The 19,454-nt window shown below is 68.7% G+C and carries 19 protein-coding genes; 9 read left to right on the top strand and 10 right to left on the bottom strand.

Annotated elements, in window-relative coordinates; genetic code table 11:
- The first annotated feature begins 39 nt into the window (after positions 1-39).
- Both ygfZ and AC5Y2S_RS01320 read left to right on the top strand, forming a co-directional pair.
- On the top strand, positions 40-1,134 hold the full coding sequence (gene ygfZ, locus AC5Y2S_RS01315) for a CAF17-like 4Fe-4S cluster assembly/insertion protein YgfZ (RefSeq protein WP_499953309.1): 1,095 nt from the start codon (positions 40-42) through the stop codon (positions 1,132-1,134).
- A 147-nt stretch (positions 1,135-1,281) separates the two neighbouring features.
- Entirely contained in the window at positions 1,282-1,458 is a 177-nt protein-coding gene (locus AC5Y2S_RS01320) for a DUF3073 domain-containing protein (RefSeq protein ID WP_499881748.1), read from the top strand.
- A 49-nt stretch (positions 1,459-1,507) separates the two neighbouring features.
- On the opposite strand, the gene purM is transcribed toward AC5Y2S_RS01320, so the two are convergent.
- The 6 genes from purM to AC5Y2S_RS01350 form a co-directional block, all read right to left on the bottom strand.
- Complete coding sequence (purM, locus tag AC5Y2S_RS01325; RefSeq protein ID WP_499953310.1) at positions 1,508-2,602, bottom strand: phosphoribosylformylglycinamidine cyclo-ligase; 1,095 nt, start codon at positions 2,600-2,602, stop codon at positions 1,508-1,510.
- 71 nt (positions 2,603-2,673) lie between these two features.
- Complete coding sequence (purF, locus tag AC5Y2S_RS01330) at positions 2,674-4,209, bottom strand: amidophosphoribosyltransferase (protein ID WP_499903665.1); 1,536 nt, start codon at positions 4,207-4,209, stop codon at positions 2,674-2,676.
- A 138-nt stretch (positions 4,210-4,347) separates the two neighbouring features.
- Positions 4,348-4,737: a sterol carrier family protein gene (locus AC5Y2S_RS01335; protein ID WP_499953311.1), complete on the bottom strand. Its 390-nt coding sequence runs from the start codon at positions 4,735-4,737 to the stop codon at positions 4,348-4,350.
- A gap of 3 nt (positions 4,738-4,740) precedes the next feature.
- Complete coding sequence (locus AC5Y2S_RS01340) at positions 4,741-5,355, bottom strand: Rv0804 family intramembrane glutamic endopeptidase (RefSeq protein ID WP_499954312.1); 615 nt, start codon at positions 5,353-5,355, stop codon at positions 4,741-4,743.
- Positions 5,343-7,628 (bottom strand): phosphoribosylformylglycinamidine synthase subunit PurL, encoded by a 2,286-nt coding sequence (purL, locus tag AC5Y2S_RS01345; protein ID WP_499953313.1) that lies wholly within the window; start codon positions 7,626-7,628, stop codon positions 5,343-5,345. Before purL ends, AC5Y2S_RS01340 begins: the two co-directional genes overlap by 13 nt.
- A 17-nt stretch (positions 7,629-7,645) precedes the next feature.
- Positions 7,646-8,434 (bottom strand): helix-turn-helix domain-containing protein, encoded by a 789-nt coding sequence (locus AC5Y2S_RS01350; RefSeq protein ID WP_499953314.1) that lies wholly within the window; start codon positions 8,432-8,434, stop codon positions 7,646-7,648.
- 125 nt (positions 8,435-8,559) lie between these two features.
- Here AC5Y2S_RS01350 and AC5Y2S_RS01355 point away from each other — a divergent pair, with 125 nt between their 5' ends.
- Positions 8,560-8,955, top strand: a complete 396-nt coding sequence (locus tag AC5Y2S_RS01355; protein WP_499953316.1) for a nuclear transport factor 2 family protein — start codon at positions 8,560-8,562, stop codon at positions 8,953-8,955.
- Between the two features lie 103 nt (positions 8,956-9,058).
- Here the strand turns inward: AC5Y2S_RS01355 and AC5Y2S_RS01360 are convergent, their stop codons facing one another.
- Entirely contained in the window at positions 9,059-9,406 is a 348-nt protein-coding gene (locus tag AC5Y2S_RS01360; RefSeq protein ID WP_499953317.1) for a VOC family protein, read from the bottom strand.
- 14 nt (positions 9,407-9,420) lie between these two features.
- Positions 9,421-10,677 carry a M18 family aminopeptidase gene (locus AC5Y2S_RS01365; RefSeq protein WP_499953318.1) on the bottom strand — a complete coding sequence of 419 codons (1,257 nt, stop codon included), beginning with the start codon at positions 10,675-10,677 and terminating at the stop codon, positions 9,421-9,423.
- Between the two features lie 51 nt (positions 10,678-10,728).
- Here AC5Y2S_RS01365 and AC5Y2S_RS01370 point away from each other — a divergent pair, with 51 nt between their 5' ends.
- The 3 genes from AC5Y2S_RS01370 (at position 10,729) to AC5Y2S_RS01380 (ending at position 13,352) form a co-directional block, all read left to right on the top strand.
- Complete coding sequence (locus AC5Y2S_RS01370; RefSeq protein ID WP_499953320.1) at positions 10,729-11,748, top strand: Dyp-type peroxidase; 1,020 nt, start codon at positions 10,729-10,731, stop codon at positions 11,746-11,748.
- Complete coding sequence (locus AC5Y2S_RS01375) at positions 11,745-12,542, top strand: family 1 encapsulin nanocompartment shell protein (RefSeq protein ID WP_499903673.1); 798 nt, start codon at positions 11,745-11,747, stop codon at positions 12,540-12,542. Before AC5Y2S_RS01370 ends, AC5Y2S_RS01375 begins: the two co-directional genes overlap by 4 nt.
- A gap of 69 nt (positions 12,543-12,611) precedes the next feature.
- Positions 12,612-13,352, top strand: a complete 741-nt coding sequence (locus AC5Y2S_RS01380) for an SDR family NAD(P)-dependent oxidoreductase (protein WP_499953321.1) — start codon at positions 12,612-12,614, stop codon at positions 13,350-13,352.
- Positions 13,353-13,355: 3 nt separating this feature from the next.
- On the opposite strand, the gene AC5Y2S_RS01385 is transcribed toward AC5Y2S_RS01380, so the two are convergent.
- Both AC5Y2S_RS01385 and AC5Y2S_RS01390 read right to left on the bottom strand, forming a co-directional pair.
- Positions 13,356-15,056 carry an MOSC domain-containing protein gene (locus AC5Y2S_RS01385; RefSeq protein ID WP_499953323.1) on the bottom strand — a complete coding sequence of 567 codons (1,701 nt, stop codon included), beginning with the start codon at positions 15,054-15,056 and terminating at the stop codon, positions 13,356-13,358.
- A gap of 24 nt (positions 15,057-15,080) precedes the next feature.
- The gene (locus AC5Y2S_RS01390; RefSeq protein WP_499953324.1) at positions 15,081-15,797 is read right to left on the bottom strand and encodes an SDR family oxidoreductase; all 717 of its coding nucleotides are present in this window, start codon (positions 15,795-15,797) and stop codon (positions 15,081-15,083) included.
- Positions 15,798-15,950: 153 nt separating this feature from the next.
- On the opposite strand from AC5Y2S_RS01390, the gene AC5Y2S_RS01395 reads away from it, so the two are divergent.
- The 3 genes from AC5Y2S_RS01395 (at position 15,951) to AC5Y2S_RS01405 (ending at position 19,438) form a co-directional block, all read left to right on the top strand.
- Positions 15,951-16,823 carry an alpha/beta fold hydrolase gene (locus tag AC5Y2S_RS01395; protein ID WP_499953326.1) on the top strand — a complete coding sequence of 291 codons (873 nt, stop codon included), beginning with the start codon at positions 15,951-15,953 and terminating at the stop codon, positions 16,821-16,823.
- 77 nt (positions 16,824-16,900) lie between these two features.
- Complete coding sequence (locus tag AC5Y2S_RS01400) at positions 16,901-18,232, top strand: TetR/AcrR family transcriptional regulator (RefSeq protein WP_499953327.1); 1,332 nt, start codon at positions 16,901-16,903, stop codon at positions 18,230-18,232.
- 159 nt (positions 18,233-18,391) lie between these two features.
- On the top strand, positions 18,392-19,438 hold the full coding sequence (locus AC5Y2S_RS01405; RefSeq protein WP_499953328.1) for a zinc-binding dehydrogenase: 1,047 nt from the start codon (positions 18,392-18,394) through the stop codon (positions 19,436-19,438).
- The last annotated feature ends 16 nt before the right edge of the window (positions 19,439-19,454 follow it).

The raw sequence follows: 19,454 nt of genomic DNA on the forward strand, positions 1-19,454 counted from the left end.
GTGCGGCTGCCCGCACAACGGGTCCGTAAAGTTGATTGCGTGAATCCCGTCCCCGCACCCGATCCCGGACCAGACGCCGGCGCGGTCTGGCATTACGGCGATCCGCTGGGCGAGCAGCGGGCGGCCGAGACCGACGCGGTGTTGGTCGACCGCTCGCACCGCGCGGTCCTCACCCTTACCGGCAAAGACCGGCAGACCTGGCTGCACAGCATCTCCACCCAGCACGTCGCCGAACTGCCCGACGGCGCGAGCACCCAAAATCTCAGCCTCGACGGCCAGGGCCGCGTCGAGGACCACTGGATCCAGACGGAGCTGGGCGGCACCACTTACCTGGACACCGAGCCGTGGCGGGGCGAGCCGCTGCTGCAATACCTGCGCAAGATGGTGTTCTGGTCCGAGGTCACCCCTAGCGGCGCGGACCTGGCGGTGCTGTCGCTGCTGGGTCCGCGGCTGGCCGACCCGGCGGTGCTCGACGCGCTGGGCATCGACGCTCTGCCGGCCGAGCTGACCGCGGTTCCGGTCGCCGGTGGCGGGTTTGCGCGACGGATGCCCGGCGCCCCCGCCGGCCCGATCGAACTGGACGTGCTGGTTCCGCGCGGCGAGGCCGCCGGCTGGCGGGACCGCTTGACGCGTGCGGGCGTGCGCGCGGCCGGGGTATGGGCGTACGAGGCCCACCGGGTGGCGGCGCTTCGGCCGCGTCTCGGCGTCGACACCGACGAGCGCACGATCCCCCACGAGGTGGGGTGGATCGGTGGCCCCGGCGAGGGCGCCGTGCACCTGGACAAGGGCTGCTATCGCGGGCAGGAGACCGTCGCTCGGGTGCACAACCTGGGTAAACCGCCACGGATGCTGGTGTTGTTGCACCTGGACGGATCGGTGGAGCGGCCCGCCACGGGAGACGCGGTGCTTGCCGGCGGCCGCGCCGTCGGACGCCTCGGAACCGTGGTCGAGCACGTAGATCTCGGGCCGGTGGCGCTGGCGCTCGTCAAGCGCGGCCTGCCCGCGGACACCGAGCTGACGACCGGCCCACAGGGCGACGTCGCCGCGGCGATCGACGCCGATTCGCTGCCCGCCACCGAACACGTCGGCGCGGGACGGCGAGCCGTTGAACGGTTGCGGGGCGGTGCTGGATAATCGTCGATGACGTCCGCCACAGCGGACAGGGGTCACCGACACCGGACCGCGAGGCACGGTAAACTGTCGGCAGGACAATAACGACACCAAGAGATCGGAGCCGCCTACTTGTTAGGCCGCTCCGTTATTGCGCGAGGGGGTTCCCCCATGGGCCGCGGCCGGGCTAAGGCAAAGCAGACCAAGGTTGCACGAGAACTCAAATACAGTTCCCCGCAGACCGATTTCCAGCGGCTTCAGCAGGAGCTGTCGGGCACGTCCGCCGACGAACCCAGCGACGACGGCCAAGACGAATCTTGGGCCGACGCCGACGACTGGCGTCGCTGAACCTCTTACCGCCACTGTGCCGATGCGCTGAGCATCGGCACAGTTTGTGTCAGAACCTCGGGTGCTGCCCCACCAGCTTGGCCCGCGGGCCGTCTTTTCCGCCTTTGCCGACCGTGCCCAGCACCCAGCAGTTGAGGTGCCGCGCGGTCAACATGGCCAGCGCGCGGTCCTCGTCTTCGGGGGCGACGACGGCGATCATGCCGACGCCCATGTTGAAGGTCTTCTCCATTTCCTCGCGCGCGACGCGGCCACGCTGGGCGATCATGGCGAACACCGGTGCGGGCGTCCAGGTGCCGCGGTCGACCTCGGCGACCAGGCCGGGCGGGATGACGCGTTGCAGGTTGCCGGCCAGCCCGCCGCCGGTGACGTGGCAGAACGTCCGGACATGGGTTTCGGCCATCAGCGCCAGGCAGTCTTTGGCGTAGATGCGGGTCGGTTCCAGCAGTTCTTCACCCAGGGTGCGGCCGAACTCCTCGACATAACCGGCCAGGTTCATCCGGTCGATCTCGAGCAAGACGCTGCGGGCCAGCGAATACCCGTTGGAATGCAGCCCGGACGAGCCCATCGCGATGATGACGTCGCCGGGTTTGACGCGGTCGGCGCCCAGCACGTCGTCGGCCTCGACGACACCGACGCCGGTGGCTGAGATGTCGTAGTGGTCGGGTTCCATCAGGCCGGGGTGTTCGGCGGTTTCTCCGCCCAGCAGCGCACACCCGGCGCGCACACAGCCCTCCGCGATGCCGCTGACGATCGCGCTCAGCCGTTCCGGGACCGTCCGGCCGACCGCGATGTAGTCCTGCAGGAACAGCGGCTCGGCGCCGCAGACCACGAGATCGTCGACCACCATGGCGACCAGGTCGAGGCCGACGGTGTCGTGCTTGTCCATCGCCTGGGCGACCGCCAGCTTGGTGCCGACGCCGTCGGTGGAGGCCGCCAGGACCGGCTCGCGGTAGCCGCCGCGCAGAGCGAACAGTCCGGCGAAGCCGCCCAGCCCGCCGCGCACCTCGGGTCTGGTGGCCTTGGTCGCCAGCGGCTTGAACAAAGCGACGGCACGCTCACCGGCTTCAATGTCCACCCCAGCGGACGCGTAGGTGATGCCCTGACCGCCCGGGTCTCGTCCGGGGCTTTTTCCGGGATCCGTCATCGCGATAAAGGCTACCGGGCGGCGCTTCGCGCCGGTATCACGCGTCTTTGAAGCACCGGGAGCGGCTTCGGTCAGCGGACGATCGGCACTTCATCGGGTGCCAGATCGTCGAGGCCGGATCCGCGCGCGGCGTTGGCGAGCATGTGCTCGATGACGTTCTTGCCCAGCGCGGACTCCTCGGGCAGTTCGATCGGGTATTTGCCGTCGAAGCAGGCGGTGCACAGCCGCGACGCCGGCTGCTCGGAGGCCGCCACCAGGCCGCGCAGCGAGATGTAGCCCAGCGTGTCGGCGCCGATGGCCTGGCGGACCGCCTCGAGCGATTCCTCTTTGTCCGCGACGGCGTTGGCGATCAACTCGGCCGGCGATGGGAAGTCGATGCCGTAGAAGCACGGCCACTTCACCGGCGGTGAGGCGATGCGCACGTGTACCTCGAGGGCGCCGGCCTCGCGCAGCATGCGCAACAGCGCCCGCTGGGTGTTCCCCCGCACGATCGAATCGTCGACGACAATGAGCCGCTTGCCGCGGATCACCTCTTTGAGCGGGTTGAGCTTCAGCCGGATGCCGAGCTGGCGGATGGTCTGCGACGGCTGGATGAACGTGCGCCCGACGTAGGCGTTCTTCATCAGGCCCTGCCCGTACGGGATGCCTGACTCCTGGGCGTATCCGACGGCGGCCGGTGTGCCCGACTCCGGCACGCCGATCACCAGGTCGGCCTCGACTGGGCATTCGCGCGCCAGCCGGCGACCGATGTCGACCCGGGTGGCGTGCACCGACCGGCCGGCGATCGTGCTGTCGGGCCGCGCGAGGTAGACGTATTCGAAGACGCAGCCCTTGGGCTCCGGATTGGCGAACCGCGTGGAGCGCACGCCGTCGGCGTCGATGGCCAGCAACTCGCCGGGCTCGATGTCGCGGACGAACGAGGCGCCGACGATGTCCAGCGCGGCCGTTTCGGACGCCACCACCCAGCCGCGGTCGAGCCGTCCGAGCGAAAGCGGCCGCACCCCATAGGGATCGCGGCACGCGTACAACGTGTTTTCGTCCATGAACGTCAGGCAGAACGCCCCGCGCACGGTCGGCAGCAGCTCCAGCGCCGCGCGTTCCAGGGTGGAGTCGGCCGCGCCGTGGGCGAGCAGCGCACCCAGGATGTCGGAGTCGGTCGTCGCCGGGGCGGGGCATCGGGTGCCCATCAGCCCCTCATCGCGGGCGCGCGCGGCGAGTTCCGCCGTGTTGACCAGATTCCCGTTGTGCCCCAACGCGACCCCGGTGCCGGCCGCGGTGTTGCGGAACACGGGCTGGGCGTTTTCCCACGTGGTGTCGCCCGTGGTGGAGTAGCGGCAGTGCCCGATCGCGACGTGACCCTGCATCGCGGCCAGTGTCTGCTCATCGAACACCTGGCTGACCAAGCCGAGGTCCTTGAAGACCAACACCTGGGATCCGTCGGCGACGGCGATGCCCGCGGCTTCCTGCCCGCGATGCTGCAGCGCGTACAGGCCGTAGTAGGTGAGTTTGGCGACGTCCTCACCCGGGGCCCAGACCCCGAACACGCCGCATTCTTCACGGGGGGAGTTCAAGTCCTGCTCGGGTGCTTCTACTCCAGCGACGGTCACGGTTCGGCGGCTCCCTGGCGAACGATTGGTGACGTACCGGAGTCTACGGGCAGCACGGGCCCGGCGCCGAATCCGACGGGCGTGTTGAGCACCGAAAATCCCGATTCATAACTCTAAACCTGCAGTTCAGGGTTGTATTCAGCTGACACCGAACAGGGGCAACCAGTGGCCAATTTCACCCGCCCGGGAGCCGGACAGCCGCACCGCCCCGACCGCTTTTGCCTCGTCGAGCGGCAAAAGCCCGGTGGCCAGCCGCAGCCAGGTCCGCGGATCGGTCTCCACCACGTTCGGGGGCGTGCCGCGGGTGTGCCGGGGCCCGGAGATGCACTGGACCGCAGCGAACGGCGGGATCCGGACCTCGACGCTGGCACCCGGCGCCACCGCGGCCAGCGTCCGCGCCGTGAGCCGCACGGCGGTCGCGAGGGCGTTCCGGTCGGGCGCCGGGTGGGAATCGTCGCGCAGCCAGTCCAGCACGACCAGCACCGCCTGCCGGGCCTGGGCCGGGTCGGCGCGTTGACGGGCGGGCATACCTCAGCGTTGCACGGCCACCGCGGCGACCGCACCGGCCTCATTGATGGCCAGGTGCGTCAGCATCGGCGCGGCGAGGCTGCCGGAACGGTCGGCCAGCCAACCGAACAGCCAGCCCGCGACACCGGTGACCAGCACGGTGCCCGCTACCGGTGCACCCGTCGCCCGCGCGTCCGGGATGTGCGAAAGCCCAAAAGCACTGGCCTGCAACAATCTTCCGCCGCGCGGGCCGAAGGCGCGCGAGCCCACGGCGGCCAGCGCGGCGCGGAAGGTGGCCTCCTCGGCCCAGACGGTGCCGACGGGTATGCGCAGCAGCAGCCAACCCGGCAGGGAACCCGGCGGCTCGTGGGCCGCCATCGAGGCACGCACCAAAGGCACCGTCGTCGTCGCGGCGATCGCGCCCGCCGCGGCTGCCCCGGCCGCCGACCCCAGCCGCATCCCCGTCCACAGCCGCGGCAGCCGTAGGCCCAGCGGCGCGCGGGTCACCAACACCAGCAGCGCGCCCGCACCGGCCTGCAGCGTCACCCGCCACACCGGCGGCAGCCGCGGGCTGACGAAGCTCCACCCGACCAGCGCGGCCGCCAGGGCCAGCGCGCGCAGCCGAGCTACCCGAAGAATCGCGGCAGCACCGCCTCGGACGTCTCGCGCAATTCCGCCAGCGAGACGGTGAACAGGCCCTGGACCTCGACGGCGTCCGAGGCCTGGTCGACGACGCCGACGCGGGTCGCGGGCAGCCCCCGCGCCTCGCACATCGACCGGAACCGGCTCTCCTCGGTGCGCGGGACCGCCACCAACACCCGGCCGGCCGACTCGGAGAACAACATCACGAACGGATCCGCGCCCTCGGGAAGCACGATGCGGCAACCGGTTTCACCCGCCAGCGCTGATTCGACGATGGCCTGGGCGAGGCCGCCCTCGGACAGGTCGTGCGCCGCGGACACCAACCCGTCGCGCGACGCCGAGGCCAGTACCTCGGCCAGGAGCCTTTCTCGCGCCAGGTCCACCTTGGGCGGCAGCCCGCCCAGGTGGTCGGCCGTCACCTGCGCCCATACCGAACCGTCGAACTCGTCGCGGGTATCGCCCAGCAGCAGCAGGGTCTCCCCGGGTTCGGTGCCCAGGCCGGTGGGGATGCGCCGCGCCACATCGTCGATCACGCCGAGCACGCCGACCACCGGCGTGGGCAGGATCGCGGCCGACCCGGTCTGGTTGTAGAAGCTCACGTTGCCGCCGGTCACCGGAATCCCAAGGGCCGCACAGCCATCGGCCAGCCCGCGGACCGCCTGCGAGAACTGCCACATCACCCCGGGGTCTTCGGGCGAACCGAAGTTGAGGCAGTTGGTCACCGCGACCGGGGTAGCGCCGGTGACCGCGACGTTGCGGTACGCCTCGGCCAGCGCGAGTTGGGCACCGGCGTAGGGATCCAGCAGCGTGTAGCGGCCCGACGCGTCGGTCGACACCGCGATGCCGCGGCCGGTCGATTCGTCGACGCGCAGCACGCCGCCGTCGGCATGCTCGGCCAGCACGGTGTTGCCGCGCACGTAGCGGTCGTACTGCTCGGTGATGAACGCGCGGCTGCACAGGTGCGGGCTGCCCAGCAGCGCAAGCAAAGTCGCGCGCAGCTCGTCGCCGGTGGCCGGCCGGGGCAGGCCCGTCGAGCGGTCGGCGTTCAGGGCGTCCTGGGATTCGGGGCGCACGACGGGACGCTGATACACCGGGCCTTCGTGGGCCACGGTGCGCGGCGGCACGTCGACGACGGTCTCGCCGCGCCAGGTGATCCGCAGCCGGTCGCCGTCGGTGACCTCGCCGACGACCGTGGCCAGCACCTCCCACTTGCGGCACACCGCCATGAAGGCGTCCACGTTCTCCGGCGCCACCACGGCGCACATGCGCTCCTGCGACTCGCTGCAGAGCACCTCGGCGGGCGTCATCTCTTTGGCTCGCAGCGGGACGGTGTCGAGTTGGACCGCCATCCCACCGTCCCCGGCCGACGCCAATTCGGAAGTGGCGCAGGCCAATCCGGCCCCACCGAGGTCCTGGATGCCGATCACCAGGCCGCCCGCGTAGAGCTCGAGGCAGCACTCGATGAGCACCTTCTCCATGAACGGGTCGCCCACCTGAACCGACGGCAGCTTCTTGCGTGAATTCTCGGCATCGAACGTGTCCGACGCGAGCACCGACACCCCACCGATGCCGTCGAGCCCGGTCCGCGCGCCGAACAGGATGATCTTGTTGCCCGCACCCGACGCGAACGCCAAATGTAGGTCCTCCTGGCGCAATACGCCGATGCACATGGCGTTGACCAACGGGTTGCCGGCGTAGCACGCGTCGAACACGGTCTCGCCACCGATGTTGGGCAGCCCCAGCGAGTTGCCGTAGCCGCCGATGCCGCGGACGACACCGTCGACGACACGGCGGGTGTCCGGCGCGTCGGCGGCGCCGAACCGGAGCTGGTCCAGCACGGCGACCGGGCGCGCGCCCATGGCCATGATGTCGCGGACGATGCCGCCCACGCCCGTCGCCGCGCCCTGGTAGGGCTCGACGTAGGACGGGTGGTTGTGCGATTCCACCTTGAAGGTGACGGCCCAGCCGTCGCCGATGTCGACGACGCCGGCGTTCTCGCCGATGCCGGCCAGCATGCCGGCGCGCATCTCGTCGGTCGTGGTCTCACCGAAGTAGCGCAGGTGCACCTTCGACGATTTGTACGAGCAGTGCTCGCTCCACATCACCGAGTACATCGCCAGCTCGGTGTCGGTGGGACGGCGGCCCAGGATCTCGCGGATCCGCTGGTATTCGTCGTCCTTGAGGCCGAGTTCGTGAAACGGTTGCGGTTGGTCGGGGGTGGTCGCGGCGTGTTCGACGGTGTCGATGACCTGGGTGCGCGCGGTTGTCACGGGAACAGTCTAGAGCGCTAGTCGCCGCGCAGCAGGCGGGCGCTTTCGTCATCGGCCGGATAGAACAGCTCGACGGCGAGCTCGGCGAGGGTGACGTCGAGCGGCGTCCCGAAGGTGGTGAGCGTCGTGAACATCGACAGCCGTTGCCCGGCACCGGCATCGAGCTCGAACGGCACGAGCAGCGCGGCGTTGTCCGGCGGCGAGCTCCACGCCCTGGCGGCGGCCGCGACGCCCGGGTATCCGCGCACCTCCTCGTCCAACGCCCGCAACGCCGGGTCGCCGGTGAGCGCGATGGTGCGCCGCAGCTGGTGCAGCAGGTAGCCCGCCCACTCGGGGAAGTTCAGGGTCCGGGCGGCCAGCCCGTCGGGGTGCAGGGACAACCGGTAGACGTTGGGCGGCGGCCCGAGCAGGTCTTGGGGCAGGCCCGTGGTCAGGGCGGACGCCGCGGCGTTGGCCCCGACGATGTTCCAGCAGCGGTCGATGACGATGCCCGGGTAGGGGTCGTGGGCGTCCAGGAGGCGCTGCACCGCGTCGCGCGCCGGCGACAGGGCGCCGTCCTCGAGCGGGCGCGACTGGTAGCGCGGGGCGAACCCGGCGGCCAGCAGCAGCGCGTTGCGTTCGCGCAGCGGAACGTCGAGGCCCTCGGCGAGCGCGAGCACCATCTCGGGGCTGGGCCGGGCGCGCCCGGTCTCGATGAAGCTCAGGTGCCGCGCCGACACCCCCACGCTCAGCGACAGGTCGAGCTGGCTGACCCGTCGACGCGTGCGCCAGTCGCGCAGCAGGACACCGACCGTCGCGTGGCTCACGAAGCCACGGTAACCACGCGCGCCTACCCGTCGCGATGACCTCGGAGGTAATTGTGCCGCCGCACGCGTCCCGCCCAGGCTTGAGATGACGCGCTCGATCGGAGCGCCCGAGTCAAGGAGGAACCATGACCGACGTCCAGTCCGCCCCGAAGTTCAGCGCCGAGATGTTCGCCGCGTACTGGGCCGCGCCCACCATGTCGCGCGGTTTCGACATCCTGGCCGACGACATCGTCGGCTACTGGCCGGGCGACCCCGAGCCGGTCCGGGGCATCGAGCCCTACACGGCAAAGATCGCCGAATTGCTGGATGCCGCACCGGATTTGAAGCTCGAAGTCATCGACAGCGCCACCGTTCCCGGCGCGGCCGAGGGCGAGGAGCTGGTGTTCTTGCACTATGCGGGCCGCGGCACCGGCCCCGACGGCCCGTTCCAGATCCGGGGGATCGACCGGGTGCGCACCCGCGACGGGATCGTGGTGGAGAACGTCATCCGCTACGACCCGCCGATCCTCAACCAGGGCTGAGCCTTGAGTGTGCGCTAACGGCTTTCGGTGTGCACGCAGGGCGGGAACCCGGCGATTTTCCCGCCCAGGCCTCACAATCAACGCCCTGGGCGCACCCTCAGCGCTATTGCTTGACGACGCAGAAGACGTTGCCCTCGGGGTCGGCCAGCACCACCCAGCGAAAGGTGTCGCCGAACTGGTGCCGGCCGACCTCGGTCGCCCCGGCGGCCGTCAGCCGCGCCACCTCGCCGTCGACGTCGGCCGCGCCGAGGTCCAGGTGCACCCGGTTCTTCCCCGGGGTGGGATCGGGCACCTTCTGGAACCCGAGCCGCAGCCCCTCCGGGAAGGTCACCGCGGTGAACTCGTCGGCGAGGATGACGTGTGTCTTGCCGCCGAACTGCTCGGCCCACCAGCCGGCTAGCCCGTCCGGATCGCCGCAGTCGAACGTGAGCATTTCTACGTTTAGCGCCATGGCCGGATCGTAGGTCAGCGGGGCGACAGAAAGGCTTGCAGCGCGGCCGAATAGGCGGCGACGTCGTGCGCGCCCATCAACTCGCGCGCGGAGTGCATCGCGAGCTGCGGGGCGCCGACGTCGACGGTCGGGATGCCGGTCCGTGCCGAGGCCAGCGGCCCGATCGTCGAACCGCACGGCAGGTCGGCGCGGTGCTCGTAACGCTGCAACCCGACCCCGGCCTGCCGGCAGGCCAGCTCGAAGGCCGCCGCGGTGCGGCCGTCGGTGGCGTACCGCAGGTTCGGATGCACCTTGAGCACCGGCCCGGAGTTGACCTCGATCAGGTGGCCGGGCTCGTGCCGCTCGGGGTAGTTGGGGTGGGTGGCGTGGGCCATGTCGGCCGAGGCCAGCAGCGACGCCGGCAGCCGGCGCAGGAAGTCCTCCCGGGTGCCGCCGGCGGCGAGCACGATCCGCTCCAGGACGGTGCTCAGCAGGTTGGACTGCGCGCCGCGGTCGGAGGTCGATCCGACCTCCTCGTGGTCGAAGAGGACTAGCACCGGCAGGAAGTCCCCGGGTGCAGCGGCCACCAACGCCTCCGTGCCGGCGTAGCAGCTGGCCTGGTTGTCCAATCGGGGCGCGCTCAGCAGGCCGGCGTCGGCGCCGACCACCGCCGACGGCGTGAGGTCGTGCGTCATCAGGTCGGCGGACAGCACATCGGTCGCCGCGACCCCGGCCCGCTCGGCGACGTGGTCGATGAACGAACCCCGTTGTTCCCCAACGCCCCAGACCGCGTTGACGTGTCGCTGCGGGTCCAGGGTCAGCGACTTGCGATCCTCGGCCAGGTGGATCGCCAGCTGCGGCACCCGCAGGATCGGGTCGTCGATGCGGACGAGCCGCTCGCCGACCCCGCCGCCCTCCCTGATCGACAGCCGACCGCTGATGCCGAGGTCGCGGTCCAGCCAGGAGTTCAGCCAGGCACCCCCGTACGGCTCGAGGGCCACCACCCGCCAGCCCGCGACCGACCGGTCCGGGTGCTGTTTGACCCGCAGGTTGGGGCTGTCGGTGTGCGCGCCGACGATCCGGAACGGCCCGTCGGGGCCGTCCGAATTCCAGGCGACCAGCGATCCGGCCCGCACGACGTAGTAGCGCCCCGGTCGGTCCGGCCAGCGGTCGGTCTCGGCGACTTCGGCGTATCCCGCTCCGGCCAGCCGGGCGGCCACCGTCGCGCAGGCGTGAAACGGCGACGGTGAGGTGTCGATGAATTCGCAGAGGCCTGCGGCGCTGGCCGGCATGGTGACCATCATGGCTGTCGGCGTCGCCGTCGCCACGATAGGGTCGGCAGAGTGCCTCCGGTTCAGCCCCAACCCATCCTCCAGCCGCTGACACCTGCCGCGATCTTCATCGTGGTCACCATCGATGACGGTGGGGAGGCGGCGGTGCACGACGCGCTAGCCGGAATCTCCGGGCTGGTGCGCGCGATCGGATTCCGCGAGCCGCCGAAACGGTTGTCGGCGATCGCCTCGATCGGCTCGGACGCCTGGGACCGCCTGTTTTCCGGGCCGCGGCCCGCCGAACTGCATCCGTTCGTAGCGCTGAAGGGCCCGCGGCACACCGCCCCGGCCACACCCGGGGACCTGTTGTTCCACATCCGGGCCGAGAGCCTGGACGTCTGTTTCGAATTGGCCGACCGCATCCTGCGCTCGATGGCCGGCGCGGTCACCGTGGTCGACGAGGTGCACGGGTTCCGGTACTTCGACAACCGCGACCTGCTGGGCTTCGTGGACGGCACCGAAAACCCCGACGGCCCAATCGCGGTCAGCGCCACCGCCGTCGGCGACGAGGACCCCGACTTCGCCGGCTCGTGCTACGTGCACGTGCAGAAGTACCTGCACGACATGTCGTCGTGGAATTCGCTGTCGGTCACCGAGCAGGAACTGGTGATCGGCCGAACCAAGCTCGAAGACATCGAACTCGACGACTCCGACAAGCCCGACAACGCCCACATCGCCCTCAACGTCATCACCGACGACGACGGCACCGAGTTGAAGATCGTGCGGCACAACATGCCTTTCGGCGAGTTGGGCAAGGCCGAGTACGGCACATACTTCATCGGGTATTCGCGGACGCCGACCGTCACCGAACAGATGCTGGCGAACATGTTCCTCGGCGACCCGCCCGGCAACACCGACCGCATCCTGGACTTCTCCACCGCGGTCACGGGCGGACTGTTCTTCTCCCCCACCGTCGATTTCCTCGACGACCCACCGCCTTTGCCGGCCCCGCTAGTGACAGCGCGACCGGCCGCACCGGCATCTGATGACGGCTCACTCGCGATTGGCAGCCTGAAAGGAACCACTCGATGAACAACCTCTACCGCGACCTGGCACCCGTCACCGAAGTCGCCTGGGCGGAAATCGAATTGGAGGCCACCCGGACGTTCAAGCGGCATATCGCGGGACGGCGCGTCGTCGACGTGAGCGAGCCCGGCGGGCCGGTCACCGCGGCGGTCAGCACCGGGCGACTCCTGGACGTCGACGCGCCCACCGACGGCGTGGTGGCGCACCTTCGCGCCAGCAAACCCCTTGTCCGCCTGCGTGTTCCGTTCACCCTATCGCGCTACGAGATCGACAACGTCGAGCGCGGCGCGAACGACTCGGACTGGGACCCGGTCAAGGAGGCGGCCAAGAAGCTCGCGTTTGTCGAGGACCGTGCCATCTTCGAGGGCTATGCCGCCGGATCCATCGAGGGCATCCGCAGTTGCAGCTCCAATCCGCCGTTGAAGCTGCCCGAGGATCCCCGCGACATGCCCGACGCGATTTCGCAGGCGTTGACCGGGCTGCGGCTGGCCGGTGTCGACGGCCCGTACTCGGTGCTGCTGGCCGCCGAGGTCTACACCAAGGTCAGTGAGACGACCGAGCACGGCTATCCCATCCGCGAGCACCTGAACCGGTTGGTCGACGGGGACATCATCTGGGCGCCCGCCATCGACGGCGCATTCGTGCTGACCACCCGCGGCGGCGACTTCGATCTGCAGCTGGGCACCGACGTCGCGATCGGGTACCTGGGCCACGACGCCGACACCGTGCAGCTGTATCTGCAGGAGACCCTGACGTTCCTGTGCTACACCGCCGAAGCGTCGGTCTGCCTCGCGCCATAGGAATAAATTTCGCTGGGCCAATGCTGCGGGAGAAGCAAGTGAACGTCTCCCCGCGAAGGCAGGTTTTTCATGGGTGCAGCTTTGGCCGGCTCGACCGCCCTGGTCACCGGCGCCACATCCGGTATCGGTCGCGCAATTGCCCTGCAACTCGCGGATCGCGGCGCCGAGGTCTTGGTACACGGGCGCAGTGCGGAGCGCGGCGCCGAGGTGGTGCGTGAAATCGAAAGTTCCGGCGGCAAGGCCCGTTTCATCGCCGCGGACCTCGGTGACGCCGACGACGTGCGACGGTTGGCCGCCGAGGCGGGCGACGTGGACATCCTGGTCAACAACGGCGGCATCTATAAATTCGGCGTAACCGCCGACACCGACGACGCGACCTTCGACGAGCATGTGAACGTCAACATCCGCGCGCCGTTCATCCTGGTCCAACAACTTGCGCCGGCGATGGCTCGACGCGGCGGCGGCGCCGTGGTCAACGTCAGCACCCTCGCCGCCTCGGTGGCGGCGCGCGGCGCCGGCATCTACGGCGCGAGCAAGGCCGCGCTCGAACAGCTGACGCGCGTGTGGGCCGACGAGTTCGGCAAGTCGGGAGTGCGGGTGAACGCGGTGGCCGCGGGCCCGACCGACACACCCGGTACCAACGTGCTGCCGGGCTTGGTCGAGGGGCTGGGCGCGACCACGGCACTGGGCCGGCCGGCCGATCCTCGCGAGATCGCCAGCGCGGTCGTCTTTCTCGGCTCTCCGGAGGCGAGCTACGTCAACGGTGCCGTCCTGCACGCGACGGGCGGACAACTCGCGATCGCGCCGTAACCCTCAGAGGTCCAGCACCAGGTCGCTGCGCGGCACGGCCGAGCAGATCAGCACTTCCCCGTCGCCGGGCTCTTCCAACGGTGCTTGCACGTATGTTGTGGTCCCGGCCACCACGCCAGTCACACAGACGTGACACACGCCGCTTCGGCACGAGAAGCGGGTTGGCACATCACAAGCTTCGGCGAACTCGAGGATGCTTGGGTAATCCGGCGACCAGTTGACGGTCAGGCCGCTGCGCGCGAAGGTGATTGGCGGTCCGCTGCCCGAAGTTCCGGGCGGCGGGTGGGGCGCCCTGCGCTCCCCGGTCTTGACGACGCCCGGGTTGATCGCCTGTAGTGCGCCGAATAGTTCGCTGTGGATGTGTGCCGGGTCGAGGCCGAGGGCGGTAAGGTGGTCGCGGATGTCGGACATGAATTGCGTTGGTCCGCAGAGGTAAACGGTGGCATCGGTGGGCAGGCCCAGGGCGGCGATCGACTGTTGGTTGAGGCGGCCCTGCGATTCGGTGTAGAAGACGCGCTGCCGAGCGTGGGGTAAGGAGCTGATGAGGGCCGCGACTTCCTCTGCGAACACTTGGGTTTGGGGACTGCGGGTGGTGTGCAGCCACCAGATGTCGCGGGTACTGCGGGCGGCCGAGAGGGCGTGCAACATCGCCAGGACCGGCGTCGCGCCGATCCCTGCCGAAAAAAAGACGACCGGAATGGCCTCCTCGGTGAGGCAGAAGTCGCCGCGTGGGGCGGCCGCGTCTATCACCGCCCCCGGCTGGATGTGGGTGTGAAGCCAGGCGCTCACCAGACCGTGTTCTTCGCGTTTGACGCTGATTCGATAAACGCCCGCGGCGGGATCACCGGACAGCGAGTAGCTGCGCAGGGGCGCCGGCTCGCCGGCCCCGGCGATCCGCACGGGCAGGTATTGGCCGGGAAGCGGTGGGGGCAACGCGGAGTGGTCTTCGGACTCGAGGCGAATCGACAGCACCTCGGGGCTTTCCCGGCGGATCTGGCTGACCCGCAACGGACGAAATCCGTCCCATGCTGGTTCGACACCGATCGGTGGCGCGGCGCTCCCGGGCTCGGTCAGCATGTCGCGGAAAGATTGCTGCCAGCCCGGGCTGAGCGCCGGAACGTCGACGACCTTACGGAGCAGCTCGGTATCGCGGTTCGGCAGGTACAACAGCGCGTCGACGTCGGCGACGCGCAGCTCATGACGGCCGCGTCGGGTCCGCACGATGTCGTCGCCGGCGCGAACAGTGCCCTCGCTGATCACCCGGAAATAGAAACCCGGACGATGCTGGGAGACGAGAAGGTTGGGCATCTCGGGTTCGTTGAGCCGCATGCCGATCCGGAAGCAGGTGACGCGCGGTTGGGTCACCTCGAATTCAGCTTCGCCGATGCGGTAACGGTCCCCGATGCAGACCTCGTCGTCGGCGAGACCGTCGATGGTGAAGTTTTCACCGAAGTGGCCGGGTCCCAGGTCGTCGCGACCCAGGTAGGTCCGCCAAAAGTCATACGACTCAACCTGATAAACCATGACCGCGCGTTGCTCACCGCCGTGGCCGCCAAGATCGCCCTGGCCGTCACCGTCGACGTTGAGGCGGCGCACCATGACCGGCCCGTCGACCGGGGCCTTCCAGATCCCGGTGTGGACGGTTTTACCCCGCCACTGCACGTCCTTGGGCATGCCCACATTTACCGAAACAAGCCTGGCCACCGCGTCACCTCTAACTGCCTCGACCTAGACCAGCGGCTCGCCGCCGTCCACCTTCAGCGTCATGCCAGTCATGAACGTGTTCGTCATCGCAAACAGCACGGCCTTGGCGACGTCATCCGGCGTGCCTATCCTTCCCACGGGGTTGCCGTCGGCGATGTGCTGAAAGTACTCCCGCTTGCCGTCGTTGCCCATCGCGTCCCAGGCTCCGGTATCGATCACTCCTGGAGAAATCGCGTTGACCCTGATGGGCGCGAGTTCGACGGCCAGCCAGCGGGCGAGGAAATCGACGGCGCCGTTGGTGACGCCGACCCCGAGATAGCCGACGTTGTGCTTGAACGCGTGCACACCCGAGAACAGCACGAATGATCCGCCCGGTTTAACCTGGGGTGCAAAGTATTTGGCCAGCATCACGGGCCCGATGACCTTGGTGTCGAACGACAGCTGCAGGCTCTCACGGTCCAGGTCGCCCAGCTTTCCCCGGGCGCGCGCCGACGCGGTCGACACTACGTGGTCGACGCCGCCCACCCGGTCGGCGAGGGCGGCGATCGACACATCGTCGGTGACGTCGACGACCTCGGCGGCAACGCCGCCGTCGCGGTAGGCGCTGGCAAGTTTGGCGTGGTCTCGCCCGGCCGCGATGACCCGTGCGCCCTCCGCCTGCGCGAGCAGGGTGACGGCGCGCGCGATCCCGCTGCCGCGTCCGACAACCAGGACCGTTTGCTCCCGCAACGCGTTACCCACCGTACGCCCGCTCCTCCGATACAAATGGGATGAACAACCCAGAATATCCGAGCACAGGCGCCGATGACAACCTGTCCGGTCGCCCCGAGGCCGTTGCGCGGCGCCGATTTCGGTGCATACTGGGTCGTATAACCCAAAAAACGGGAGGAAATCATGCCGGCTGTTCATCATCGCTATGCCACCGTCGACGGTCATCGGCTGTTCTTCCGCGAGGCCGGCGATCCGGCAGCGCCGCCGCTGGTGCTGTTGCACGGCTTTCCCACCAGCTCCTACATGTTCCGCAACCTGATCCCGGCGTTGGCCGACCGGTACCACGTGATCGCGCCCGACCACCTGGGCTTCGGCCTCTCGGACGCGCCGTCCGTGGACGAGTTCGACTACACCTTCGACGCGCTCACCGAGTTGACAGCCGGCCTGCTGCGCACGCTCGGCATCGACCGATACGCCATGTACGTACAGGACTATGGGGCGCCGATAGGCTGGCGCCTGGCGCTCCGCGATCCTTCCGCCATCACTGCGATCATCACCCAGAACGGCAACGGCTACGACGCAGGATTCGTCGAGAGCTTCTGGAAAGTGTTGTGGGCCTATCAAAATGAGCCGACGGCCGACACCGAGGCCGCTGTGCGTCAGTTCCTCACGCTGGACGCCACCCGGTGGCAGTACGTCACCGGCGTCCCCGACGAGAGCCTGGTCGACCCGGAATCCTGGCACCACGACTACGCGCTGATATCTCGTCCGGGCAACGACGAAGTGCAGCTGAAGCTGCTGCGCGACTACGCCACCAACGCACCGCTGTATCCGCGCCTGCACGAGTACCTCCGAACTTCACAGGTGCCCTTGCTGGCGGTGTGGGGGCGGGGCGACGAAATCTTCGGCCCGGCCGGCGCGCAAGCATTCGCCGACGACTTGCCCGATGCCGAGATCCACCTGCTCGATGGCGGACACTTCCTGCTCGAGTCCGCGCTCGACGAGGTCGCTGAGCTGATCCGCGACTTCCTCGCCAAGGTCCCCGTGGCCGCCTGACCGGTCCGCGGTCGGCACGGCCCATCAATGGGATGAATATCCCATAGTTCGCGCCGCTCGCGGGCTAGCCTGACGCGATGGCCGATGTTCAAGAGGAACAACGGTTGACCGCCAAGGGGCGCGCCACCCGCGACCGAATCGTGGAGGCGGCCGCCCAGCTGATCGTCACCGAGGGCCTGGCCGCGGCGAACATGGAGAACGTGCGCAGGGCCGCATCGGTCAGCGGCTCTCAGCTCGCGCATTATTTCGCGGACAAGAGCGCGCTGATCCGCGCGGTCATAAAACGTCAGATCGGCGTGGTTCTGGACTTTCACCGCCAGCCGCGGCTCCACGGCCTGCAGTCGTTCGACGACTACGAGCGGTGGATCGACCTCAACATGCGCTACCTCAGACGCATCGGATACTTCGGCACTCCCACCTACCACGCCCTGGCCGCGCAGTTGGCGAAGTCCGACGAAGCGACGCGCGAAACGCTTGGGGCCGGATATTGGCAGTGGGTCGACCTCCTCGAGGAGTCCATCCGACCCATGAAGGAAGGCGGTGTTCTGGTCGCGGATGCCGACCCGCGACGCATAGCGCTGGTCATCGTCAGCGCTCACCAGGGCGGCGGCACCCTGGCCTTCACCTATCGAGCGGAATGGCCGCACGCCGACGCCGTTCGTTTCGCGGTCAACTACCTACGCACGTTCGCCACCAATGCCGCCGAACGGGTTCCGCGGCCCGCTCGCCGCGCGCGCGGTCGCGATGTAGAACGAAAAGCCAACGACAACAACGCATCACCGTTCACCCGCAAGGGGCTGGCGACCCGGGAGCGGATCGTCGAGGTCGCCGCGCGGCTGATGTTCGAGCGCGGCGTCGCCAACACCAGCATCGAACAGGTGCGTCGAAGCGCCGGCGTTGGCGGCTCGCAGATCTCGCACTACTTCACCGACAAACGCGATCTGACCCGACGCGTCATCGCCGCGCGGCGCGACGACGTACGAAAATTTCACACCCGACCGGCATTGGGCGCACTCGACAGCCTCGCAGCCCTGCAATCGTGGGCCGACGCCGTCGCCGCCGACATCGAGACCGTCTACCGCGTCGGCGGCTGTGTCTACGGCTCACTGGCGGGCGAGTTGATCGACGCCGACGACGAGGTGCACGACGATCTCTCCGCCGGCTACGACCAGTGGATCGGGCTGTTTCAGGCCGGGCTTACGGCAATGCAGCGCCGCGGCGACCTGCGCCCCGACGCCGACCCGCGGCATCTCGCCGCGTCGCTGGTTCTCGCACACCAGGGCGGCGCGACGGTGACCTATGCCACCGGTGATCCGGAGCCGATGCGGGCCGCCGTCATCGCCGCCGTCGACTATGTGCGTTCCTTTGCGCCGCCGCCCCGCAAGACACGCCGCAAAGCCAAATCCTGACCGGATAAACGCAAACCCCTCTGGACAGATTGGGTCTAGTAACCCATAATATTGGGCTAGATAGCCCATTCAACGTGGTCGCGGGCGGGGATGATCGCTTCGGTTCGGCGCCGCATAGCCATATCCAAAGGGCGCCAGAAGATCTAGGAAGAGGCCGCCATGTCAGTCATCTCCTCACCCCAGCTGCCCATCGCGCCCGCCGTGGTTCGAGAACAGCCCGGGGGCGCCACCATGCGGGCGATCATCCTGACGGGATTCGGCGGCCTCGACAGGCTCGTCTACACCGACATCCCCAAGCCATTGCCCCGAGACGGCGAAGTGGTAATCGAGGTCAAGGGATTCGGCATCAACCACGCCGAGATCCACATGCGCCGGGGGGAATGGGCGGAAGCCGCAGAAGTCAGCGGCATCGAATGCGTCGGCATCGTCGATGCGTGCCCCGGAGGCGAATTCCCGGTCGGCGCCAAGGTGGCGGCCCTGATGGGCGGGTTGGGCCGAACGATCAACGGCAGCTATGCCGAGTACACCCGCGTGCGCGCGGCAAACGTCACCCTGATCGATTCGGACCTGCCGTGGTCGCAGCTCGCTGCGCTGCCGGAGACCTACGCGACCGCTTGGACGTGCTTGTTCCGTAACCTTGATTTGACGCCACGACAGACGCTGGTGATCCGCGGCGCGACGTCGGCGTTAGGCCAGGCGGCGCTGAAAATGGCCGTGGCCACCGGAGCGAACGTCATCGCCACCGCACGCAGCCGCGAGCGTTTTCCCATGCTCGAGAAGTTGGGGGCCGTCCGTGTCGAGCTCGAGCGCCGCGACCTTGCCGCCCACATCGCCGAGGCGAAGCGAATCGATGCAGTCCTCGATTTCGTCGGTAACAGCACCATCCTCGATTCACTCGACATGCTGCGCCGCGGTGGTTCCGCCTGTCTGGCCGGGTGGCTCGGCGGACTTGCACCAATCGGCGATTTCAACCCGCTCGCGCGGATGGCCAGCGGCGTGAACTTCACCTTCTTCGCCAGCCCTGTCTTCGGCAATCCCGGGTTCCCGGTGTCGGACGTGCCGCTGAGTGACATCGCACGGCAGGTGGCGGAGGGCAAACTCGACGCAACGCCGGCACGCGTTTTTTCGTTCGACCAGATTCACGAGGCCCACCGTGTGGCAGAGTCCGGGGATGCTGGCGGCAAAGTTGTCGTCGTCATAGGCTGACGGCTGCGTAAATGTT

This window comes from Mycobacterium sp. NGS69, from assembly GCF_059812165.1.

Coding starts and splice junctions, on each gene's coding strand:
- AC5Y2S_RS01320 (WP_499881748.1), top strand. CDS start 1,282: ATGGGCCGCGGCCGGGCTAAGGCAAAGCAGACCAAGGTTGCACGAGAA.
- purM (WP_499953310.1), bottom strand. CDS start 2,602: ATGACGGATCCCGGAAAAAGCCCCGGACGAGACCCGGGCGGTCAGGGC.
- AC5Y2S_RS01335 (WP_499953311.1), bottom strand. CDS start 4,737: ATGCCCGCCCGTCAACGCGCCGACCCGGCCCAGGCCCGGCAGGCGGTG.
- AC5Y2S_RS01355 (WP_499953316.1), top strand. CDS start 8,560: ATGACCGACGTCCAGTCCGCCCCGAAGTTCAGCGCCGAGATGTTCGCC.
- AC5Y2S_RS01360 (WP_499953317.1), bottom strand. CDS start 9,406: ATGGCGCTAAACGTAGAAATGCTCACGTTCGACTGCGGCGATCCGGAC.
- AC5Y2S_RS01365 (WP_499953318.1), bottom strand. CDS start 10,677: ATGCCGGCCAGCGCCGCAGGCCTCTGCGAATTCATCGACACCTCACCG.
- AC5Y2S_RS01375 (WP_499903673.1), top strand. CDS start 11,745: ATGAACAACCTCTACCGCGACCTGGCACCCGTCACCGAAGTCGCCTGG.
- AC5Y2S_RS01380 (WP_499953321.1), top strand. CDS start 12,612: ATGGGTGCAGCTTTGGCCGGCTCGACCGCCCTGGTCACCGGCGCCACA.
- AC5Y2S_RS01395 (WP_499953326.1), top strand. CDS start 15,951: ATGCCGGCTGTTCATCATCGCTATGCCACCGTCGACGGTCATCGGCTG.
- AC5Y2S_RS01400 (WP_499953327.1), top strand. CDS start 16,901: ATGGCCGATGTTCAAGAGGAACAACGGTTGACCGCCAAGGGGCGCGCC.
- AC5Y2S_RS01405 (WP_499953328.1), top strand. CDS start 18,392: ATGTCAGTCATCTCCTCACCCCAGCTGCCCATCGCGCCCGCCGTGGTT.